The following is a 22,925-nucleotide window of genomic DNA, read 5'->3' on the forward strand; positions in this document are numbered from 1 at the left end:
TCCGGCGAACGCCAGGCTGCCGCTCAGGAGATTTCCGATGCCGTCTTTGCTCGAACGCGTTGCGCCGCTGCTCCCGTGTTCCTGGCGCGCCGCGCCGCAGCCCGGTCCGCTGGCCGCGGCGATCTGCACCGCCCTGGCCCTGCTCGCGCCGGCGGCGCAGGCGCAGGATGCGCCGACGCAGGATAGCCAGGCGACCACGCTGGAACGCATCAGCGTCACCGGCAGCCATCTGCGCCGGGTCGATGCGGAAACCGCCAGCCCGGTCATCACCATCGACCGCCAGCGCATCGAGGACAGCGGCCAGGACACCCTCGGCCAGTTGCTGCAGCAACTGCCGGCGATGGCCGGCAACATGCCCAACGTCGCGCTCAACTCCGGCTTCAGCCACGGTCGCGCGCTGGTGTCGCTGCGCAACCTCGGCCCCGAGCGCACCCTGGTGCTGGTCAACGGCCATCGCATGGCCGGGCCGGCCAGCAGCGTCGCCGCCGCGCCCGGCGTGGACGTCAACGCGATTCCGGCGGCCATGGTCGAGCGCATCGAGGTGCTCACCGACGGCGCCTCGTCGGTGTACGGCTCCGACGCCATCGCCGGCGTGGTCAACATCATCCTCAAGGACAAGTACGACGGCTTCGCCGCCACCGCCGACTACGGCCTGAGCACCCACGGCGACGGCAACCGGCGCTCGCTCGGCCTGGAGTGGGGCAAGACCTGGGACCGCGGCGGGCTGATCCTGGGCGTGAGCCGCAGCTCGATGAACGCGCTGTACGACAGCGATCGCGACTACGCGCGCACCGCGCAGAACTATCTCAACGGCCAGGTGGTGGAGCGCCGCGGCAACGGCACCCGCGCCTTCCTGCGCAATGGCAGCGTGCTGACGCCCAACGCCAACCTGGCGCCGGGCCAGGTCACCGCCAGCGACTTCCATACCTACAGCCAGGCGGTGGAAGGCTACAACTCCTACACCGGGCAGTACCTGATCACCCCGGTGCAGCGCACCAACGCCTCTGCACACGCCACGTTCGATTTCACCCCGAACGTGCAGGGCTACCTGGACATGTTCTGGACCCGCAGCGAGACCACCTCGCAGCTCACCGCCTACGGCCTGGAACTGCCCAACGCCGCGCAGAACTACTACAACCCCTTCGGCGCCCAGCTCAGCCGCTACCTGCTGCGTTCGGTGCCGGCCAACACCCGCGTCTACACCTCGACGATGTACCAGACCAACATCGTCGCCGGCTTGCGCGGCAAGTTCGGCGACAGCAGCTGGCAGTGGGATGCGGCGGCCGGCTACGCGCACTACAAGGACACCCTGGTGCGCAACGGCTTCTCCATCACCTCGGCGCTCAACAACGCGGTGGGCGCCTCGTTCCGCGACAGCGACGGCACCATCAAGTGCGGTACGCCCGGCAACGTCATCGCCGGCTGTACCCCGATCAACGTGTTCAACCCGGACGATCCGGCCACCATCGCCGGCATCAAGGCTACCCAGAGCGCGGTCGACCTGATCGACGAGAGCACGATGAAGTTCGCCGAGGCCAGCGTCAACGGCGACCTGTTCGCGATGCCGGCCGGAGCGGTGCAGGCCGCGTTCGGCCTGTCGTTCCGCAAGAACGGCTTCTCGCAGGGCACCAGCAATCCGGTGGCGGCGGCCGATGCCGACGGCAACTGCGACTACAACGACGGTTGCATCATGAACCAGGGCCACGACGAGACCATCAAGGAGGCGTATGCCGAAGTGCTGGTACCGCTGCTCAAGGGCGTGACCGGCGCGCAGGCGCTGAACCTCAACCTGGGCACGCGCTACTCGCGCTACGACTACTGGGGCAGCACCACCAACAGCAAGGTGGCGCTGGAATGGCGGCCGATCGACAACCTGCTGATCCGCGCCACCGGCTCGCAGGTGTTCCGCGCGCCGGCGCTGGGCGATCTGTACGGCTCCCCGTTCAACGGCGTGGTCGACGACGCCGGCACCTATACCGATCCGTGCAACGGCTACACCGGCGGCGGCAATCCCGCGGCCTGCGCCAACGTGCCGACCAACGGCAGCTTCGTCAACAGCTCCTCGTTCACCGTGCTCACCACCGGCTCGGCCAACGCGGGCTTTGCGATCAAGCCCGAGCAGGGGCGCTCCTACAACATCGGCGCGGTGTACGACCCGGGCTGGGCCGAGGGTCTGTCGCTGAATCTGGACAGCTGGCGCGTCACCCTGGACGACATGATCAACGGCACCGGCCTGGATCAGGTGCTGCAGAACTGCTACGACGGCCAGAGCGCCTACTGTCCGCTGATCAAGCGCGGCCCCACCGGGCAACTGGTCAGCGTGACCGTGCCGTTCGCGATCAACAGCGGCAAGGTCGACATCCGCGGCGACGACGTCGGCATCAAGTACGCCTTGCCGGAGACGGCGTGGGGCCGCTTCCGCGCCGGTGTCGATGCCACCTACCTGTCCAGCTACACGTTCAGCGGCGATCCGCACAACTACGTGGGCGAACAATCCAGCTACGGCAACCTGCCGCGCTGGCGCGCCAACTTCACCCTCGACTGGGACAACGGCCCCTGGCACGCGAGCTGGAACACGCGGCTGATCGGGCGCACCACCGTCGGCAGCGCCTACGAGGACTTCTGCGTCAACACCGCCGCCGACGGCAATTGCGTGTACTTCCCGGTCGGCACGGTGACCTACCACGACGCCAGCGTGAGCCGGAAGTTCGAGAGCCTGCATACCACCCTGGCGCTGGGCGTGAACAACCTCGGCAATCGCACGCCGCCGCGCTACTACGGCTATGCCAGCGCGGCCAACACCGATGCGTTCACCTACGACACGCTGGGGCGCTACTTCTGGGCGCGGATCAGGACCGAGTTTTGAGTCGCATGCCTGTCCCCGGTGGCGCCGCATCGCGCGTGCGACGCGGCGCCGTCGCTCTCCTGGTTGGCCTGTCGTTCGCTGCGACTGCGGTGGCGGCGTCAGCCGCCGTCAGCGACCTCGACGGCGAAGGCCTGCAGCCCAGCAATGCCGCGATCGGCATGCCGCACTTCAAGGGCGATGCGCATCCCTTGCCGGATAGCGGCGTTTCGTTCGCGCCGGGGCAGGGGCAGGGCCAGTTGCAGCGCGTGTTCGCCGCCGACCTGGCGGCGGGTGCCGGCATCGCGCCCGGCCGTGATTTCTGGATCGACCGCCTGCTGGCGCGGCAGGGCACCGGCGGCGGTTTCGGCGACAGCAACAACTGGCTGTTCACCCGCGGCCGCGCCGCCTACCTGTACACGCACAAGCCGGAGGAGCCTGGCTTCGTGGGCGACGTGGCCTACGTGCACAAGACCGGCCACGACGCGCTGTTCCGCCTGCAACTGGAGCGCGACGGCGTGCCGATCGCGCTGGTCGAGGACAGCGCGCAGCGGCGACAGACGCCGAGCTATTTCAGCAGCGCGTATGCCGGTGGCGGCGTGCGCCTGCAACTGGTCAAGTTCATCAGCGAGCAGAACGTGGCGGTGGCCGAAGTCACCGTGTCCAGTGTCGACGGCGTGGCGCACACCCTGACCCTGCGTGCGGTCTCGCCGATGGCCACGCATCCCGACAGTGCCGAGTTGACCGGCGCCTTCGTCACCCATAACGCCATCACCACGCTGTTTCCGCGCTTGTCCGGCGACGGCTTCGCGGTCGATGGCGCAAGCATCGCGCGGCCGCTGGCGGTGCCGGCGCACGGCACCGCGCCGACACTGAAGGTGCAACTGGGGCTGATCGCGCGCGAGCTGCCTGCCTCGCTGCAGGAATACCGGCGCATCGCCGCGCAGTCGCCGCAGCAGGCCTACCGCGACCACGTCGTCGCCTACAACCGCTGGTGGGCCGACAACCTGCCGTACCTGGACACGCCCGAGGACAATCTCGACAAGACCCTGTTCTACCGCTGGTGGCTGCTGCGCTTCAATTTCCTCGACGCGGCGGTGCCCGGCAACGACTACCAGTTCCCGGTGGCGATCGAAGGCGTGCTCGGCTACGACAACGCCATCGTGCTCACCACCGGCATGTTCATCGACGACCTCAAGTACCTGCGCGATCCGTTCTACGCCTACGGCTCCTGGCTCGGCGCCGGCGAGACCGCCGGCGGCGGCAAATACGTGGACAATCCCGGCGCGCCGGAGAACTGGTCCAACTCCTACGCCCAGTACCTCAGTGCCGCCGCCTGGCGCGCCTACCAGGTGCACGGCGGGCCGCTGGCGATCGCCGGGCAACTGGCGCGCTACGCCAGCGACGACGTGGACGCGCTGCTGCGCGCCTATGACCGCAACGGCAACGGCTTGATCGAATACGACTGGGCGGCGATGACCGGCAACGACGCCGACGCGGTGTCCTTCGACTGGGCCAAACACCATGGCGCAGCGCGCATGGACCGCAGCGAGAGCGCGTACGTGTACGCCAATGCGCTGGCCGCCGCGCAAGCCGCGCAGTTGGCCGGCGATGCCACCACCGCCACGCGCATGCAGGCGCTGGCGGCGAAGATCCGCCGCGCCGTGCTGGACGTGCTGTGGCAGGACCACAGTGCACAGGGTGACGGCATGGGCCTGCACGGCGACCTGCTCAAGCAGCGCCAGGCCGATGGGCCGCGCCTGCCGGTGGACTGGAAGGAAACCAACAACTACTACCCCTTCAGCGTCGGCCTGATGCCCAGGCACGGCGATGCCGACGACGACCCCAAATACGTGCGCGCCCTGCGCCTGTTCGCCGATGCGCGGCAGTTCCCGCTGTTTCCGTTCTACACCGCCAACCAGGCCGATGCGCAGGCGCGCGGCGCTGGCGGCAGCAACAACTTCTCGGTGATCAATTCCACCGTGGCGTTCCGCCTGCTCGGCAGCGTATTGCGCGACTACCCGAGCCCGTACCTGGACGCCTCCAGCTACCGCAAGCTGCTGTACTGGAACGCGTGGGCGCACTACATCGACGGCGACAACCGCTATCCGGACCAGAACGAGTTCTGGGCGCAGGGCAGCGCCGCCGATGGCGGCCGCATCGGCTATCGCTCGTGGATCCACCACACCCAGCTCGGCGCCACCAACTTCACCGTGATCGAGGATGCGATGGGCCTGCGCCCGCGCAGCGATGCCCTGATAGAGCTGTATCCCATCGACATCGGTTGGGACCATTTCGCCGCCGACCGTCTGCGCTACCGCGACCGCGACCTGAGCATCGTCTGGGACCGCGACGGGCGCCGCTACGGCGGGGCCGCGCCAAAGGGCTATTCGCTGTACCTGGACGGGCATTTGGCCTTCACCGTCGATCGCCTGGCGCACGTGCTGTACGACCCGGCCAGCGGCCACGTGCAGGCCTTGCCGGATGCGATCAATGCCGGTGCCGCGCAGATGCAGGTGCTGGCCGCGCATCGGCTGGCATTGCAGGCGCCGCAGCAGGTGCGGTTTCCCGGCACGGCGCGAATCGGTGCGGTCCTCGCCGACGCGGGGCTCGACATCGCGTTGCCGCCCGGCGCGCGCAACCTGGCGCAGGGCGCGGCAGTCAGCGCCAGCTACGCGTCCGACGGATTCCCGGCCACGGCCGCGGTCGACGGCAGCACCGCCAACGAACCGTTCTGGGGCACCGCCGGTTCGCCTGCCGCCAGCGACTGGCTGGAGCTGGATCTGCAGCGCCCGCAGACCCTGGACGACGTGCGCGTGTACTTCTATCGCAGCTCCTCGCCGCCCGGCGAACAGCATGGTTTTCCGTCGGGCACGCGCGCCGGCTACGCGCCGCCGTGGCTGTACGTGCTGCAGTACTTCGACGCCGGCGTGTGGAAGACCGTGCCGGGCCAGGTGCGCGATGCACCGATCGCGCAGGGCAACCGCAACCGCATCCGTTTCCCGCCGCTGCGCGCGCAGCGCTGGCGCGTGCAGGTCACGCATGCCGGCGCACTGCGCACCGGGATCAAGGAACTCCAGGCCTATGCCAGCGGCGCCGCGGCGCCGGCGGTGCACGGCAACCAGGCACCGGAGGTCGAGGCCTGGCAGGAAGACGGCAGCGCGGCGGGTGGCGTGATGCGCCTGGTCGGCCGGGTCGGCGACGATGCGTTGCCGAACGGCACGCTGGCGCTGCACTGGCGCACGCTGCAGGCACCGCCCGGCGGCGCGGCGCTGTTCGAGCAGCCGCAGGCGGCCACCACGCAGGTGCGTTTCACTGCGCCCGGCGCCTACACCTTGCAGTTGCAGGCCGACGATGGCGCGTTGCAGGGGCACGCCGAGGTCAAGGTGATCGCGGCGGCGGCTCCGGCCGGCCAGACCCTGCAGGTACAGGGCGAGGCCACGCCTAGTGCGCAGTTCACCGCCGGTCATCACCGCCTGCAGGCGCTCAACGATGGGCTGCTGCCGGCGCCGGACCAGGTGCCGGCCGCCGACCGCCGCTGGGGCAGTTGGGGGCGCGCGCAGCCGGCTTCGGTGTGGGTGCAGTACGAGTGGCCGCAACCGCAACGACTGAACGCGGCGGCGCTGTATTTCTGGGACGACCAGCCGCAGGGCGGGGTGGCGTTGCCGCGCGCGTGGACGTTGCAATACCGCGACGGCACGCAGTGGCGCGACATCGCCGTGCGCGGCGGTTATCCGGTGCACGGCGATGGCGCGCCGAGCCGGGTGACGTTCGCGCCGGTGGTCACCACCGCCTTGCGCGCGGTGCTGCAGACCGCAGTGCAGGGCGAGGGCCACTACGCGGTCGGGCTGGACGAATGGCAGGTGTTCGCCGAGCGCGCGGTGGTGACCGAAGCGGTGGACGTGCGCATCGCGCCCGGGCAGGCGCCGACGCTGCCGGCGCGCATCGCCGGCTACTTCGCCGACGGCAGCTGGGCCTGGCTGGGCGTGCGCTGGTCGCAAGTCGATGCGGCGGCGCTGGCCGGCGAGGGCCGCGTGCAGGTGCAGGGCCTGGCCGACGGCGGCGTGCCGGTGACGGCCAGCATCTGGGTCCGCGCGACCGCGCCGGGCCAGCTCACCACCGTGCAGGCGCCGCCGCCGCTGCACGTTCCTGCGGGGCAGGCGCCGGTGCTGCCGGAACTGGTCTCCGTGCAGTACAACGACGGCTCGCGCGAGCGCGTGCCGGTGCAGTGGCCGCTGCTGGCGCCGGCTTCCTATGCGAAGCCTGGTCGCACGAGCGTGGTCGGGCAGGCGCAGGGCCGCGATGGCACCGGGACGCTGCCGGTACGGCTGGAGCTGGTGATCGAGGCGGAGACGACGCCATGAACCGCCATCCCGTGCGCCGTGCCGTCGCCTGCCTGCTGGTGGCCTGCGCTGCTTGCATCGGCGTTGCCGCGGCCATCGCCGCGACACCGGCGGTGCCCTGGTCGCGGCAGGTACATGCGCCGGGCAATCCGATCCTGGCCGACGGCCGCGCCTATTCGGCCGACCCCGCGCCGCTGGTCGCCGACGGCAAGCTCTACATCATCGCCGGCCGCGACGAGGCGGCACCCGAGGTCAACGACTTCGTGATCGACCGCTGGCAACTGCTGGTCACCGACGATGTCGGCCGCGGCGACTGGACCCATTACCCGAGGTTGCTGCGCCCGCAGCAGGTATTCGCCTGGGCGGCGCCCGGCCACGCCTACGCTGCGCAGATCGTGCAGGGCCCGGATAAACGCTACTACCTGTATGCGCCGGTGCAGGAAGCACACTCGCGTAATGCCGATCCGTTCGCGATCGGCGTGGCGGTGGCCGACAGCCCGCTGGGGCCGTGGCGCGACGCGCATCCGCAGGGACCGATCCTGTCGCAGTCGCTGCCGGTGCCCAACGCGATCCAGAACATCGACCCGACCGTCCTGGTCGACGACGACGGCCGCGTGTATCTGTACTGGGGCACCTTCGGCAAGCTGTTCGGCATCGAACTGGAACGCGACATGGTCACGCCGAAGGGGCAGGCGGTGGCGGTGACCACGCTGGACGGCTACTTCGAAGCGCCGTGGCTGTTCAAGCGCAATGGCACCTACTACATGGCCTACGCCGACAACCATGCCGGGCCGGAGTCGGAGTGCACGCCGACGCTGTACCACGCGTGCATCGCCTACGGCAGCGCGCCCTCGCCGTTGGGGCCATGGACCTACCGCGGCGTGATTCTGCCGCCGGTGTCCTCGACCACCTCGCATCCGGGCATCGTGCAATTCAAGGGCCAGTGGTACCTGGTCTACCACACCGCCGACGCCAAGGGCGGCGGGCATTTCCGCCGCAGCGTGGCGATCGACCGATTGCAGTGGGACGACACCCGGCAGCCGGCGCGGATTCTGCCGGTGGTGCCCGCGCAGCGGCCGCAGCCGCCGTTGCCGCCGCAGCGCAACCTCGCCCGCTATGCCCATGCCAGCGAGTCCAACGGTCCGGACATTCCGCACCAGTACTGGATCGCCGCGCTCAACGACGGCCGGGTCAAGCGCAATCCGTTGCCGCCGCAGCTATGGGGCAGTTGGACACCGCACAACCCACCGCAGCAATGGCTGCAGTACAGCTGGGCGCAACCGGTGACGCTGCAGGGCAGCCGCATCCTGTTCTGGGCCGATCATCCGCCGGGCGCGGACAGCGGCGTGGCGCCGCCGGCGCGCTGGCGGTTGGAGTACCGTCGCGACGGCCGTTGGTGGCCGCTGGCAGAGAGTGCGCGCGCACCCGTCGCCGGCCGCTGGCAGACGTTGCGCTTCGCGCCAGTGACCACGCGCTGCGTGCGCGCGGAGCTGGACGCATCCGGCGGCGGCGAGCGCTACGCCGCACTGGCGGTGCAGGAGTGGGAGATGTTGGCGCCGCAGGCGCAGCGCTTGCCGCAGGCGACCGCGGCGGATGTGCAGCGCTGCGACATGCCTTGAAGTGAGGCGTGCATGCCGATCGAGCCGACCTCGCCGACCTTCGCAGGCGCTTCGGTTGCAGCACCCGCCGCTGATGTCGGCGGCAGGTGCCGGCCGCATCATGTTCCTGCTGTGACGTCGGTTTGATTTTCGGACTCTGTGCGGAATTATCCCGATTCCATGAGGATAACCGTCGGGTGCATGGCGTTTTGGTGGATTAGTCTGGCGACGCATTGCCGATACGCGAGTGGCTGCCGTGCGGCGTGTTCCTGGCGTTTCGCCGGAGGCGAACCTGGATCCGCATGCCGTCGGGGTGGCGGCGGATGCCTCAATCACTGCAGGCTGGTGCGGCGGAACGCGCGTCGATCGTCCTATTCATCCAATGTCGTCGGACAAGAGGAGTGTAGAGCCGTGAAACTTGCTGCTTCTCGATTCGTGCGTCTGGTCTCCACGATGTGCCTGTCGGCCGTTCTGGCCTTGGCTGCGCAGCATGCGCAGGCGGCGGCCGCGGCGGTCTGCACTGCCGGTCAATGGATCGCCAATCCCGGCGATACCGACATGCCGGCCGTCCGCTACGAAACCCAGCACTTCGCGTTCCGCTGGAAGGACGGACAAGCCGTGTCGCAGGACGATGTGACCTCCGCAGCCAAGGAGCTGGAGCTGATCTGGGACGACTACATGGGGCGCGTCGAGTTTCCCGAGCCTTACTGCAACACGGCAACGAAGTACAAGGTCAGCGTCCACCTGGACCACAGCTTCGGCCTGAACGGCGGTACTTCCGCCAGCGGCGGCATGGGCATGTGGATCAATCCGGACCAGTTGGGGTATCACTGGGGCTTGGCGCATGAATTGACCCATGGCTTGCAGGGCAGCACCGGCGGCTTGCGCGACTCGCCGTACGTCGGCTGGATCTGGGAATCGCATGCCAACTGGATGGCGCATCAGTATTTCCACGACGACGTGCAGTGCTCGGAGATGTTGGTGAACTACCCGCATCTCTATCTTGGCTCGACCCGCGATCGCTACTGCAACTGGCAGTTCATGGAGTACCTCAAGGATCGCTTCGGTTACGCGATCATCAACGATCTGTGGGCCAAGGCGCCCAAGCCCGGCGATTCCCGCCAGGCCGATGCCGATCCGTTCTCGATCATCCGCGACAACATGGGCTGGAGCCAGTCGCAGCTCAACGACGTGTTCGGCGACTGGGCCATGCACAACGTGCAGTGGGACTACACCGACCCGGACGGCCGCGACCATGGCGCCGTGATGCGCCAGCAATACGGCAGCAATACCGCGTTCGATCCGGAAAACCTGGCCGATGAGACCAACCGCGATCGCGCGCTGCGCCTGACCCAGCTGGATCCGGTGCAGGGCCAGACAGGCGTCTACCAAGTGCCGTTCGACTGGGCACCGCAGCGTTGGGGCTACAACCTGGTCCGGCTGGTTCCCGCCCAGGGCGCCGGGGCGGTCGTGGTGCGCTTCCACGGCGACGTGCAGCAGGCATCGGCGGTCGACACCTTGCCCGGGCTGGCGAACGATCCCGATCGCATCGGCACGCCGGACTCGGATTGGCGCTGGGGCCTGGTCGCGATCGATGCCAACGGCAAGCCGCGCTACAGCGCGCTGCAGCGAGGCGCCGATGCCGCGCTGTCGTTCCAGGTGCGCAGCGATGACAGCGACCTGTATCTGGTGGTGATGGGGACGCCGAGCAAGATGCAGAAGATCAAGTGGGATCAGTCCTACTATTCGGTCTACCGCTACCCGTGGAGCGTCGCGCTGGAGAACGCGTATCCGTCGGGCCAGCAGCCCGGTGCGCCGACGCCGACGCGCGTGGGCGGCCGTCACCCCAACGGCGGCGGCTGGGTCGCGCAGAACGCGTATGTCGCGTCCACCGCCTATGTCGGCCCATATGCGCGAGTGCTCGGGGGCAAGGTGCTGGGCGATGCACGGATCGAGGACCACGCAACGATCCTGGGCGGGCAGGTGCAGGACGGCGCCGTGGTCGGCGGGTTGAGCCTGCTGCAGGCCGGGGTGACGATCAAGGATCGCGCTAATCTGTATACGGTGTTCAAGCCGGCAGGCGCGTTCGGTGGATTCACGCTGTCCGGCACCGCGCAGTTGCGTGGCGACGTCGAGCAACGCGGCGCGTCGGCCAGCAAGGGCGTGTTCTACGGCTATGTCGATGCGGACACGGTGACCAACCCCGATTATGGCGCCGACCTGACCGACGCGGTGCCGGAGGTCACGGCGAAGCCGCAATGATCGACCGGCAATGACGGCCAGGCGGTATCGTGGCGGATGCACGGTGCATTCGCTGCGACACCGCCGCGGTGTCGCGATCCCGGCATGACGCGACGCGTCGTGCAGGTGGCGCATGAGCCGCAGCGCATTGGCGTGTCGGCCGCGTTCGCCCACGCTGTCCGCAGGGGCCTGGTCGCCAGCGCCGGGTCGGCACGGTGATTCGGCAGAAATCCGCATCTGCACGCATCAGTGGGGACAAGACGCGCTGTCACCCGGATGACACAGTGGCCATGGATCCGCTGGTCGTTGCCCTGCGGCGTCGGCGTCCCGACATCTCATACAGGAGCAGTCCATGCCTCGATGCGTTTCTTTCCCGCATGCCGCCTCGCACGCGGGAGGCCGGCGATGAGCGGGCAGGGCATGCATCGGCATGGCGCCGCCTGCGCGCACGCAGCTGCCGACGCGGCCGGCGCCGCGCTGGATCCCTCGCGGCGCCGCTTCCTGCAATGGAGCGCACTGGCGGTGGCCGCCGGGCTGCTGCGCTTCCCGCTGGACGCCGCCGCGTCCACCCCGGGCCGGGTGCAGGCGCTGCCCTTGCAGCAGGTCACGCTGAAACCCTCGCTGTTCCTGGACTCGTTGCAGACCAACCGCCGCTACCTGCTGGAACTGGAGCCGGACCGCCTGCTGCACAACTTCCTGCAGTACGCCGGCCTGCCGCCGAAGGGCGCGGTGTACGGCGGCTGGGAGGGCGACACCATCGCCGGCCACACGCTGGGCCACTACCTCAGCGCACTGGCGAAGATGCACGCGCAGACCCGCGATCCCGCACTGCGCGAGCGCATCGACTACATCGTCGCCGAACTGGCGCGCGCGCAGGCAAAGGACGCGGACGGCTACGTCGGCGGGCTCACCCGCAAGAACGACAACGGCGCCATCGACAGCGGCAAAGTAGTGTTCGAGGAAGTGCGCCGCGGCGTCATCAAGGGCAGCAAGTTCAATCTCAACGGTAGCTGGTCGCCGCTGTACACGGTGCACAAACTGTTCGCCGGCTTGCTCGACGCGCAAGAACTGGCCGGCAACGCACAAGCGCTGCAGGTGCTGTTGCCGCTGGCCGGCTATCTCGCCGGTGTGTTCGACGCGCTCGACCATGCGCAGATGCAGACCCTGCTGGATACCGAGTTCGGCGGCCTCAACGAGTCCTACATCGAACTGGGCGCGCGCACCGGCGATGCGCGCTGGATCGCCATCGGCAAGCGCCTGCGCCACGAAAAGGTGATCGACCCTGCCGCGGCCGGGCGCGATGAACTGCCGCACATCCACGCCAACACCCAGGTGCCCAAGTTCATCGGCGAGGCGCGCCAGTTCGAGGTCGCCGGCGATGCCGATGCGGCCGCGGCGGCGCGCTTCTTCTGGGAGACGGTGACCGCGCACTACAGCTACGTGATCGGCGGCAATGCCGACCGCGAGTATTTCCAGGAGCCGGACACCATCGCCGCCTTCCTGACCGAGCAGACCTGCGAGCATTGCAACAGCTACAACATGCTCAAGCTGACCCGGCACCTGTACCAGTGGACGCCGCAGGCGCGCTACTTCGACTACTACGAGCGCACGCTGCACAACCACACCATGGCCGCGCAGCATCCGGCCACCGGCATGTTCACCTACATGACGCCGATGATCAGCGGCGGCGAGCGCGGCTTCTCCGACAAGTTCGATTCGTTCTGGTGCTGCGTCGGCAGCGGCATGGAAGCGCATGCGCAGTTCGGCGATGCGATCTACTGGCAGGACGCCACCTCGCTGTACGTGAATCTCTATATCCCCTCGCGGCTGGACTGGAGCGAGCGCGACCTGTCGCTGGAACTGGATAGCGGCGTGCCCGACAACGGCAAGGTGCGCCTGCAGGTACTGCGTGCCGGCGCACGCGCGCCGCGCCGGCTGCTGTTGCGGGTGCCGGCCTGGTGCGAGGGCCGCTACACCCTGCGCGTGAACGGCAAGCCCGCGCGTGCGGCATTGGCCGATGGCTATCTGGCGCTGGAGCGCGACTGGCGTGCCGGCGACGTGATCGACCTGGACCTGGCCACGCCGCTGCGGCTGGAACACGCCGCCGGCGATGCGGACACGGTGGTGGTGATGCGCGGTCCGCTGGCGCTGGCCGCCGACCTGGGGCCGGTGAGTACGCCGTACGACGCGCCGGATCCGGCGCTGGTGGCCGCGGCCGATCCGCTGCGCGGCTTCGCCGAGCTGCCGCAGCCCGGCCATTTCCTGGCCAGCAGCACGCAACCGACGGGCCTGACCTTCGTCCCGTTCTACGCACAGTACGAGCGCCGCAGCGCGCTGTATTTCAAGCGTATGGATCCTGCGCAGTGGGCGCAGGAAGCGCAGCGGCGGGCGCGGCGCCAGGCCGAGCAGGACAAGCTGCGTGCGATCGCGGTGGACATGATCCAGTTCGGCGACGAGGCTTCCGAGCAGGCCCACCAGTTGCGCAGCGATACCTCCTTCGGTGGCGCCTACCGTCGGCAGCAGTGCCGCGACGTGCGCGGCAAGGGCTTCGTCGAGTTCCGCATGCGCGGCAGCGCGCAGCCGCTGGCGCTGCGCCTGCGCTTCTGGGGCAGCGACAAGGGCCGTTTCAACATCCTGATCAATGGCAAGCTGGCCGTGGAAGTGGCGGTGGAGCGCGGCCAGGTGATCGATTTCGTCGACCGCGATTACCCGTTGCCGCCGGCGCTCACCCGCGATGCGCAGCCGTTGATCGTGCGCATCGAGCCGCAGCACGGCGACACCGCCGGCCCGCTGTTCGGTGGCTGGCTGATCCCGGCGTGACGCGGCATGGCGCGAATCGTTGCCATCGCCGCGCACGGTCGATTGCAGTGTGTGCCTGTCGTGGTCGTGTTCGCGCGACACCGCGCCATGCCGCGGCACGTTGCCACGTGCAGGCGTGGAGCCACACATGACCATGCGTGATTCCGCATGCGAAACCGCGAATCGCGACAAGACGCGGCCATGCATCCACGGCACAGTGTGACCGCGTGATGAAAATCTGATCGCATCGTTGTACCGGCCATGGCGCCGGCGCGCGCCACCGGAGCGTCGCCGTCGTCGTCGGACGTCATCGCAGGAGCGGGGGAGCCGCGCACCGGACGTGCGCGCAGGAGATCGGCCTCCCCGTTGTGCGCCAGGCCGTCGTGGTCCGGTGCAGGCACGCCACCGCAGGCGCCGCGCAGGCGCCACCGTCCAGCAGGTCCGTCCGTCGGCATGGCGCCGGCATGGCGTCGTTCGGCCTGCGTTTCTGCACCGTTCCCGTCTCGCCATCGTCCAGGAGTTCGCCCATGTCGTTTCCGCAGCCACGCCCTTCCTTCCGCCATGCCGCGACGCCGCTGGCGCTGGCAGTCGCCACTGCCCTGTCGCTGGGGAGCGCAGGGGCGGTGCAGGCGCAGGAGGCGAGCGCAGACAGCGCCACCCAGACCCTGGACAGCATCGTGGTCACCGGCTCGCGCCTGCGCCGCGTCGACACCGAAACCGCCAACCCGGTGGTGACCATCAGCCGTGCGCAGATCGAAGCCACCGGCAAGGCGACGCTCGGCGATCTGGTGCAGGAACTGCCGTCGATCGCCGGCAACGCCACCAATCCCAACACCAACAACGGCGGCGGCACCGGCGCCTCGGTGATCTCGCTGCGCGGCCTCGGCGACAAGCGCACCCTGGTCCTGGTCAACGGCACGCGCCTGGCCAGCAACGACGTCAATGCCATCCCGGCGACCATGATCGAGCGGGTGGAAGTGCTCAGCGACGGCGCCTCGGCGGTGTACGGCTCGGACGCGATCGGCGGCGTGGTCAACTTCATCCTGCGCAAGGGCTTCGACGGTATCGAGGCCAGCGCCGACTTCGGCACCAGTTCGCGCAGCGACGGCAACCGCCGCAATTTCTCGCTGACCGCCGGCAAGACCGGCGAGCGCGGCAGCATCGTCGCCGGCCTGTCCTATCATGACATCGACCCGGTCTCGGCCGGCGCGCGCGCGTATTCCAAGGACGCGCTGTCGCTGATCGACGGGGTCGGGGTGAAGCAGGGCTCCTCGGCCACGCCCACCGGCAGCATCAGCTTCAACGACGGCTCGGCCGCGGCCAAGGCACTGGCGGCGAGCAACGGCTGTTCGCGGGTCACCTTCAACGGCGGCAGCAGCAGCCCGACCAACGCCAGCCAGTACCACTGCTACGTCGCCTCCACCGATTCCTACAACTACCAGCCGTACAACCTGCTGCAGACCCCGCAGGAGCGCACCAACGCCTTCGTGCTCGGCAGCTATCGTTTCAACGATCACCTTGAAGGCTACGTCAACACCTATTTCAGCAAGACCACCTCGTCCTCGATCATCGCGCCGATCCCGATCTTCGCCAACGGCGACAACTTCCTGGTCTCCTCCGCCAGCTACTACAACCCGTTCGGGGTCAACTTCGGCACCGACCGCAGCACCGGCACCTCGTACAACAACTTCAACACCCGCGCCACGGTGCTGGGCAACCGCCGCTACGAGTACAACACCTACAATTTCCAGATCAATCCTGGCCTGCGCGGCAGCTTCGGCGACAGTTCCTGGCAGTGGGATGCCAGCCTCAACTACGGCAAGGTCAAGCAGAAGTCGATCAACTACGGCTTCCTCGACTACGCCGGCTTCAACGCCGCGGTCGGGCCGTCGTTCCTCGCCGCCGACGGCACGGTCAAGTGCGGCAGCGCCGGCACGCCGATCGCCGGCTGCACCCCGATCGACGTGTTCAACCTCAACGCCGCCAGCAACAAGGCGGCGCTGGAAGCGCTGGTGGTCAATCCGATCGTCACCAACGTCTATACGGTCAAGCAGTTCGAGGCCAACGCCAACGGCGAACTGTTCGCGCTGCCGGCCGGCACCGCGAGCCTGGCCGTGGGTGTCTCCTATCGCAAGGAAAGCACCAGCACCGCCGCCGATCCGCTGTGGACCGGCGACGAGAACGGCATGTGCGGCGTGCTCGAGTACTGCGCCTCGGTGCTCGGCGGCAGCTTCAGCGTCAAGGAAGCCTATGTCGAAGCGCTGTTTCCGCTGCTGGCCGGGCTGCCCGGCGTGCACTCGCTCAACCTGACCGTGGGCAGCCGCTTCTCCGACTACGACACCGTCGGCAGCAAGACCAACAGCAAGGTCTCGCTGGAGTATCGCCCGATCGAGAACCTGCTGCTGCGCGGCACCGCTTCGCAGGTGTTCCGCGCGCCGAACATCGGCGAACTGTATGCCGGCGTGGCCGGCGACTCGCCGTCGGTCACCGACCCGTGCAATGGCTACACCGGCGGACATGCCGCGGCCTGCGCCAACGTGCCCACCGATGGCAGCTACCAGCAGGCCGACAACCAGGTCGGCGCCAAGGCCTCCGGCGCGGCAGTGGCCGGCTACCAGCTCAAGCCGGAGACCGGCATGTCCTACGACTTCGGCGTGGTCTACGACCCGGGTTGGGTCGAGGGCCTGTCGATGAGCGCGGACCTGTGGAAGATCAACCTCAAGGACACCATCACCCAGGTCTCGGCGCAGACCGTGCTCAACCAGTGCTACGCCAACGATGCCAGCGCGTTCTGCGCGCTGATCCACCGCAACGACAACGGCACCATCAACTACATCGCCGAGCCCACCGTGAACCTCGGCAAGCTGTGGGCCAGCGGCGCGGACTTCAGCCTCACCTATCGCCTGCCGGACACCGCCTGGGGCAACTTCAGCGCCGGCCTCAACGGCACCTACGTGATCCGCTACGACATCAACCCCGACACCACCGACGCCAGCACCGTCACCATCCACAACGCCGGCAAGTACACCTACGCCTACGGCAACTTCCCGCGCTGGCGCGCGCTGGGCACCTTGAACTGGAACCTGGGCGACTGGAGCGCGTCGTGGCGCATCCGCTACATCGGCCGCACCGAGATCGGCAGCGCCGATACCCGCCAGAGCCTGTCGGCCGATGCCGACCAGCCCGCCGTGGTCCGCGACATCGGCGCCTACGTCTACCACAGCGTGCAGGTGGGCTATCAGGTCAAGCCGTGGAACACCCGTTTCGAAGTGGGCGTGGACAACCTGGCCGACCGGCAGCCGCCGCTGTACTACGCCAACAACGTCACCAACGCCAACACCGACGTGGCCACCTACGATCTGCTCGGCCGCTACTACTGGGCGCGGGCGACGGTGAAGTTCTGAGGCGGAGCCTGATTGCGCAGGCGAGTAGGTGACAGTGCCGTGGCGGGTAGAACCCGCCGCGGTCCGCACGGCCAGGCGCGATTCCACCTGCTAGCGGGATTCCACGTCGGCGGTAATGCCGTTCCTGCCCGCGGATCGTGCGGGCGGGGCGCTTGCTCACCCGCATCTGGCGCGCGCATGACACGAGCACACGATGCGCTGAAGCTCAATTGTAGAAGCGACTTTAGCCGCGACGCCTCACCAGTAATGCCGGTCGCGGCTGACGCCGTCTCTATGCGACAACGGCATGTCCCGCTGAGTCACGTTGAAGCGCGTTACCAATAGTCTTCTTCAGTCGAGCAAGGCCAGCAGATCCTGATGCAGGGCCTGCGGAATCCGCACGCCTTCGCTGCGGCTGCGTTCCCGCGCCTGGTAACGGCGTTGCGACGGCAAGCGTGCCCCGGTGGCCTCGTAGGCCGCAAAAAAGGCTTCCGCACGGGCCAGGTGTGCGGCGCGATCGGCGCCGAGAAAGCGCGCCGGATCCAGCGCCAGAATCAGTTCGCCGTGGTAGGGCGCCGCGCCTGCACCGGCGTCGTGCGCCAGCGATTCGGCGCTGGTGAGGTCGCCGATCAACGGCCCGGCGATCAGTTCGATCATCGCCGACAGCGCCGAGCCCTTGTGGCCGCCGAAGGTCAGCATCGCGCCGCCGTCGGCGACTGCGGCCGGATCGGTGGTCGGCGCGCCCGCCGCGTCCACACCCCAGCCTTCTGGAATCGGCTGGCCGGCGCGGCGGCGCAGCTCGATCTCGCCGCGCGCCACCGCGCTGGTGGCGAAGTCGAACACGAACGGCGGCGCATCCGCGCGCGGCCAGCCGAACGCCAGCGGGTTGGTGCCCAGCAGCGGCGTGCGGCCGCCGGCCGGGGTCACCCAGGCATGACTGGGGTTGCAGATCAGCGCGACCAACCCAGCGTCGGTGATGCGTTCGACTTCCGGCCACAGCGCAGAGAAATGCACGCAATGGTTGATCGCCAGCGCCGCCAGGCCATTGGCACGGGTCTTCTCGATCAACAGCGGCAGCCCACGCTCGAACGCCAGCAGCGAGAACCCGCCGCGTGCATCGACCCGGACGATGCCGGGCGCATGATCGTGCACGGCAGGCTCGGCATCGCCCACCACCTTGCCGTTGCGCAGCGTCGCCACGCAGCCGAGCGTCCGGTACAACCCGTGCGAGGCGCAGCCGTCGCGTTCGCCGGCGACGATGGTGTGGGTGAGCGCCTGCACGTGCGCCGGGCTGAAGCCGGCGTGGGTCAGGATGCGTTCGACCAGGGCGGTGGCCTGGTCCAGGGACAGCGTGAGGGTGGGGTTGCTGTTCATCGAGGAGGGTGGCCAGGAAGTGACGCGGATTCTCGCCTGCGCGGCGCTTCGCGAAAAGCCTGGCAGCGGCAGGTCACCAGGCAGCTCTACCAGCGTGCCGGGCAGGTATCTTGCATGCCTGCACTACATCCGAGGTAGCGTCATGACTGATCCCTCGGGATTGCGCAACTGATCAGACTGACGACGTCCAACGTTTCAGCTAAGCGGGAGACCGCTCATCGGGCGCGTGGAATTTCCTTGACGGCCAGCCCTGAGCGCATTCGATAATTCAACAAGGTCAGCCGTAGGTCCTGCAAGGGATGTTGGTTTGGCTTGGTAGTGTGGAGCCTTCAACGCATGCTGGTGCGCAATTGATAGTTGGTGAGCAATGAAGACTAAGGTTGCAAGATTTTTCGTAATTCCGAGTTTTCTTGCTGGCGCTGCCATGGTTTTTATTGGCGAGCCCTACATTGCCAGGGTAGTCATTTCGGGTAGCCCCAGCGTTGCAAATTATTCGATTGGCAAGATCTACCAGTATAACCAGCATGGCCATGTGGTGTTTTTGAGCTGGTTTGATCTTTTTTTGATGAATGCTGTCGCTGTTGTTGGCCTTTCTCTCCTCTTGATTTGCGGCATTTTGTTGAAATCGATAAATAGAGTTGATGTGCAGTTCAAGTAAATTTAAGGCAGGGGATTTTCTGTTTCTGTTTTTTTCTGCTAATGCTGGCATTATTGATTTCGATCGCTATCGCGTATCTTTTTTGTGGTAGATAAACAGCTGGTCAGCGTGAAGAAGTGGTAGGCAGTGTCAAGTGGGCTAGGCATTGGATGGTATGGCGGCACACAGTGTCGAGCTGCACGCCAGAGCGCCTTGTCCCATTGGTGCGCGCGTTGCGGGCTGCGAAGGACACGGCTGTGATCACGCCGGCCGGTTCGAACTGGTGCCCACGCCATGCTCTGCCTTGAGCCAACAACCGTAACGCGGAACCGGAATCCTGCAAGGTTGTTGGGCTTCGGGTACTCGGAGGGTCGTGTAAAAAACAAAGCCGGCGCATGCCGGCTTCGTTCTTTTCGCGACCATATGTCTCAGGCTTACACCGACAACTCCAACAACAACTTGTTGAGCCGACGCACATACGCCGCCGGGTCCTTCAGGCTGTCGCCAGCCGCCAACGCCGCCTGGTCGAACAGCACCTTCGCCAGGTCGCCGAAGCGCTCGCCATCGGCTTCTGCGTCCAGCTTCTCGATCAGCGGGTGCGCCGGGTTGAACTCGAACACCGGCTTGCTCTCCGGCAGCTTCTGGCCGCTGGCTTCCAGGATCTGCCGCATCTGCAGGCCCAGGTCGCCCTGGCCGATGGCCAGGATTGCGGGCGAGTCGGTCAGGCGGTGCGAGACGCGGACTTCGGCAACGTCGTCCTTGAGCACGTTCTGAATGCGCTCGACCAGGCCCTGCTTGGCCTTGGCCGCCTCTTCCTTGGCCTGCTTCTCTTCTTCGCTGTCGAGCTTGCCCAGGTCCAGGTCGCCGCGTGCCACGTCGACGAAGGACTTGCCGTCGAACTCGGTGAGGTAGCTCATCAGCCACTCGTCGATGCGGTCGGTGAGCAGCAGCACTTCGATGCCCTTCTTGCGGAACACTTCCAGGTGCGGGCTGTCCTTGATCTGCGCGTAGCTCTCGCCGGTCAGGTAGTACAGCTTGTCCTGGTCGTCCTGCATCCGCGCCACGTAGTCGGCCAGCGACACGGTTTGCGCGCCGTCGCTGCCATGGGTGGAGGCGAAACGCAGCAGGCCGGCGATCTTCTCGCGGTTGCCGAAGTCCTCGGCCGGGCCTTCCTTCAGCACCTGGCCGAAGTTCTTCCACACGCCCTGGTAGCGCTCGGTGTCGTCCTTGGCCAGCTTCTCCAGCATGTCCAGGGCGCGCTTGGTCAGCGCCGACTTCATCGAGTCGATCACCGGGCCGGACTGCAGGATCTCGCGCGAGACGTTCAGCGGCAGGTCGCTGGAATCGACGATGCCCTTGATGAAGCGCAGGTACAGCGGCAGGAACTGCTCGGCCTGGTCCATGATGAAGACGCGCTGCACGTACAGCTTGAGCCCGCGCGAGGCGTCGCGCTGGTACAGGTCGAACGGGGCTCGGCCGGGCACGTACAGCAGCGAGGTGTACTCCAGCTTGCCCTCGACCTTGTTGTGGCTCCACGCCACCGGGTTCTCGTGGTCGTGGGCGATGTGCTTGTACAGCTCCTGGTATTCCTCGTCCTTGATCTCGGTGCGCGGACGCGTCCACAGCGCGCTGGCGCGGTTGACCGTCTCCCATTCCGGGGTTTCCGGCTTGTCCTTGTCCTCGCCGTAGTGTTCCTTGTGAAACTCGATGGGCAGCGCGATGTGGTCGGAATACTTGCGTACGATGCCGCGCAGCTTCCAGCCGTCGGCGAAGTCCTTCTCGTCGTCCTTCAGGTGCAGCACGATGCGGGTGCCGCGCTCGGCCTTCTCGACCGTGGCGACCTCGAACTCGCCTTCGCCGCGCGAGGACCAGTGCACGCCTTCGCTGGCCGGCAGGCCGGCGCGGCGGCTGTACACGTCGACCTGGTCGGCGACGATGAACGCGCTGTAGAAGCCGACGCCGAACTGGCCGATCAGGTGCGAGTCCTTCTTCTGGTCGCCGGACAGGTGCTTGAGGAACTCGGAGGTGCCGGACTTGGCGATGGTGCCCAGGTGCGCGACGATCTCCTCGCGGCTCATGCCGATGCCGTTGTCGTCGATGGTGACGGTGCCGGCGTCCTTGTCGAAGCCGATGCGGATGCGCAGTTGCGCGTCGCCGTCCAGCAGCTCCGGCTTGACCAGTGCCTCGAAGCGCAGCTTGTCGGCGGCGTCGGAGGCGTTGGAGATCAGCTCGCGCAGGAAGATCTCCTTGTTGGAATACAGCGAATGGATCATCAGCTGCAGCAGCTGCTTGACCTCGGTCTGAAAGCCCAGGGTTTCTTTTTGGGTTTCCACGCTCATCGGTAGGTGCTCCATGAAGGATGGGCGGCCGCGCGGAGGAGGGCACGGCTCTGCCGGCCGACATGGTGGCGGCCGCGGCCGGCTTCAAGCGCCGCGCCGCGCATACGCGCGACACCGCGCTGGTCTATGATCCGGACCCCGTTTCCGCGCCACCCATTGCCCACCGCCCATGCCGTTCCTGCGTTCCCCGTCCCGCCTGTCCCGGCCCCTGCGAGGCCGCCGATGAGCCGTCCCGGCGGCGGCCAGGTACGGATCATCGGTGGGCGCTGGCGCAACACGCGGCTGCCGGTGCCGGACCTGACCGGGCTGCGCCCGACCTCCGACCGGGTCCGCGAGACCCTGTTCAACTGGCTGCAGCCGGTGCTGCCCGCGGCGCGCGTGCTGGACCTGTTCGCCGGCAGCGGTGCGCTGGGGCTGGAGGCGGTGTCGCGCGGCGCGGCCGCTGCGGTACTGGTCGAGCGCGATCCGGGCCAGGCGGCGCAGTTGCGCGCCACGGTCGCGCGGCTGCAGGCGCAGGACCAGGTGCAGGTGGTGCAGGACGATGCGCTGCGCTGGCTGGCCGAGGCGCCGGCCGAGGCCCTGGCGGACATCGCCTTCGTCGACCCGCCGTTCGCCGCCGGGCTGTGGGACGCCGTGCTGCAACGCCTGCCGGCGCGGCTGGCGGCCGACGCCTGGCTGTACCTGGAATCGCCGGCCGGGCAGGGACCGGCGCCGCCCGCGCCCTGGGTGCTGTACCGCGAGGGCGGCAGCCGCGAGGTGCGCGCTGCCCTGTACCGGCGCACCGCTGCTACACTTCCCGGCGACCTTCACGCGGTACCCGACGCATGACCGTGGCCCATAGCCGCATCGCCGTCTATCCCGGCACCTTCGATCCGATCACCAACGGCCATATCGATCTGGTCAACCGTGCGGCGCCGCTGTTCGAGCAGGTGATCGTGGGCGTGGCGCAGAGCCCGTCCAAGGGGCCGACCCTGCCGCTGGACCTGCGCGTGTCGCTGGCCCGCGAGGCGCTGGCCGGGCACCGCAACGTGGAAGTGCTGGGCTTCGACACCCTGCTGGCGCATTTCGTGCGCTCGGTCGGCGGCGGCGTGCTGCTGCGCGGCCTGCGCGCGGTGTCGGATTTCGAATACGAGTTCCAGATGGCGAGCATGAACCGGCATCTGATCCCGGAGGTGGAGACGCTGTTCCTCACCCCGGCCGAGCAACACAGCTTCATTTCGTCCTCGTTGGTGCGCGAGATCGCGCGCCTGGGCGGGGACGTCTCCGGCTTCGTGCCGCCGTCGGTGGTGCAGGCGCTGGTCCAGGCCCGCCAGGCCGCCGCGCAGCGCTGAGCCGTCCACCATTCACTGACGACACAGAGGGAGCCGTT

The 22,925-nt window shown here is 67.8% G+C and carries 11 protein-coding genes; 9 read left to right on the forward strand and 2 right to left on the reverse strand.

Translation table 11 applies throughout. The annotated features are described in order from the left end of the window. The first annotated feature begins 37 nt into the window (after window positions 1-37). The 6 genes from CEK65_RS12140 (at window position 38) to CEK65_RS12165 (ending at window position 17,227) form a co-directional block, all read left to right on the forward strand. Window positions 38-2,866, forward strand: a complete 2,829-nt coding sequence (locus tag CEK65_RS12140; RefSeq protein WP_152181890.1) for a TonB-dependent receptor — start codon at window positions 38-40, stop codon at window positions 2,864-2,866. A gap of 158 nt (window positions 2,867-3,024) precedes the next feature. Further along, window positions 3,025-7,206, forward strand: coding sequence for an Ig-like domain-containing protein (locus CEK65_RS12145; protein WP_226980564.1), 4,182 nt, complete (start codon window positions 3,025-3,027; stop codon window positions 7,204-7,206). Beyond that, window positions 7,203-8,804 (forward strand): family 43 glycosylhydrolase, encoded by a 1,602-nt coding sequence (locus tag CEK65_RS12150; RefSeq protein ID WP_152181892.1) that lies wholly within the window; start codon window positions 7,203-7,205, stop codon window positions 8,802-8,804. Before CEK65_RS12145 ends, CEK65_RS12150 begins: the two co-directional genes overlap by 4 nt. A gap of 432 nt (window positions 8,805-9,236) precedes the next feature. Then, on the forward strand, window positions 9,237-11,045 hold the full coding sequence (locus CEK65_RS12155) for an Svx/AvrXca family virulence/avirulence protein (RefSeq protein ID WP_152181904.1): 1,809 nt from the start codon (window positions 9,237-9,239) through the stop codon (window positions 11,043-11,045). A gap of 384 nt (window positions 11,046-11,429) precedes the next feature. Continuing rightward, window positions 11,430-13,844 carry a glycoside hydrolase family 127 protein gene (locus CEK65_RS12160; protein WP_152181893.1) on the forward strand — a complete coding sequence of 805 codons (2,415 nt, stop codon included), beginning with the start codon at window positions 11,430-11,432 and terminating at the stop codon, window positions 13,842-13,844. Between the two features lie 506 nt (window positions 13,845-14,350). Then, window positions 14,351-17,227, forward strand: a complete 2,877-nt coding sequence (locus CEK65_RS12165) for a TonB-dependent receptor (RefSeq protein WP_152181894.1) — start codon at window positions 14,351-14,353, stop codon at window positions 17,225-17,227. A gap of 330 nt (window positions 17,228-17,557) precedes the next feature. Here CEK65_RS12165 and CEK65_RS12170 read toward each other — a convergent pair whose 3' ends face one another. Beyond that, window positions 17,558-18,580 (reverse strand): Ldh family oxidoreductase, encoded by a 1,023-nt coding sequence (locus CEK65_RS12170; protein WP_152181895.1) that lies wholly within the window; start codon window positions 18,578-18,580, stop codon window positions 17,558-17,560. 367 nt (window positions 18,581-18,947) lie between these two features. Here CEK65_RS12170 and CEK65_RS12175 point away from each other — a divergent pair, with 367 nt between their 5' ends. Beyond that, a complete protein-coding gene (locus tag CEK65_RS12175; RefSeq protein WP_148829327.1) occupies window positions 18,948-19,238 on the forward strand; it encodes a hypothetical protein in 291 nt (96 codons plus the stop codon). Window positions 19,239-19,651: 413 nt separating this feature from the next. Here the strand turns inward: CEK65_RS12175 and htpG are convergent, their stop codons facing one another. Further along, on the reverse strand, window positions 19,652-21,556 hold the full coding sequence (gene htpG / locus CEK65_RS12180) for a molecular chaperone HtpG (protein WP_152181896.1): 1,905 nt from the start codon (window positions 21,554-21,556) through the stop codon (window positions 19,652-19,654). Window positions 21,557-21,778: 222 nt separating this feature from the next. Here htpG and rsmD point away from each other — a divergent pair, with 222 nt between their 5' ends. Both rsmD and coaD read left to right on the forward strand, forming a co-directional pair. After that, complete coding sequence (gene rsmD, locus CEK65_RS12185) at window positions 21,779-22,384, forward strand: 16S rRNA (guanine(966)-N(2))-methyltransferase RsmD (RefSeq protein ID WP_152181897.1); 606 nt, start codon at window positions 21,779-21,781, stop codon at window positions 22,382-22,384. Then, window positions 22,381-22,887: a pantetheine-phosphate adenylyltransferase gene (gene coaD / locus CEK65_RS12190; protein ID WP_010342036.1), complete on the forward strand. Its 507-nt coding sequence runs from the start codon at window positions 22,381-22,383 to the stop codon at window positions 22,885-22,887. The genes rsmD and coaD overlap by 4 nt, the downstream gene beginning before the upstream one ends. Window positions 22,888-22,925 lie beyond the last annotated feature (38 nt).

This window comes from Xanthomonas sp. LMG 12459 (assembly GCF_009192905.1).
GTDB classification, from domain to species: Bacteria; Pseudomonadota; Gammaproteobacteria; order Xanthomonadales; family Xanthomonadaceae; genus Xanthomonas_A; species Xanthomonas_A sontii.

What these genes read in the sequence shown, in the direction of transcription:
- CEK65_RS12140 (WP_152181890.1), top strand. Translation starts at nt 38, where the DNA reads ATGCCGTCTTTGCTCGAACGCGTTGCGCCGCTGCTCCCGTGTTCCTGG.
- CEK65_RS12160 (WP_152181893.1), top strand. Translation starts at nt 11,430, where the DNA reads ATGAGCGGGCAGGGCATGCATCGGCATGGCGCCGCCTGCGCGCACGCA.
- CEK65_RS12170 (WP_152181895.1), bottom strand. Translation starts at nt 18,580, where the DNA reads ATGAACAGCAACCCCACCCTCACGCTGTCCCTGGACCAGGCCACCGCC.
- coaD (WP_010342036.1), top strand. Translation starts at nt 22,381, where the DNA reads ATGACCGTGGCCCATAGCCGCATCGCCGTCTATCCCGGCACCTTCGAT.
- CEK65_RS12145 (WP_226980564.1), top strand. Translation starts at nt 3,025, where the DNA reads ATGCCGCACTTCAAGGGCGATGCGCATCCCTTGCCGGATAGCGGCGTT.
- htpG (WP_152181896.1), bottom strand. Translation starts at nt 21,556, where the DNA reads ATGAGCGTGGAAACCCAAAAAGAAACCCTGGGCTTTCAGACCGAGGTC.
- CEK65_RS12175 (WP_148829327.1), top strand. Translation starts at nt 18,948, where the DNA reads ATGAAGACTAAGGTTGCAAGATTTTTCGTAATTCCGAGTTTTCTTGCT.
- CEK65_RS12150 (WP_152181892.1), top strand. Translation starts at nt 7,203, where the DNA reads ATGAACCGCCATCCCGTGCGCCGTGCCGTCGCCTGCCTGCTGGTGGCC.
- rsmD (WP_152181897.1), top strand. Translation starts at nt 21,779, where the DNA reads ATGAGCCGTCCCGGCGGCGGCCAGGTACGGATCATCGGTGGGCGCTGG.
- CEK65_RS12155 (WP_152181904.1), top strand. Translation starts at nt 9,237, where the DNA reads ATGTGCCTGTCGGCCGTTCTGGCCTTGGCTGCGCAGCATGCGCAGGCG.
- CEK65_RS12165 (WP_152181894.1), top strand. Translation starts at nt 14,351, where the DNA reads ATGTCGTTTCCGCAGCCACGCCCTTCCTTCCGCCATGCCGCGACGCCG.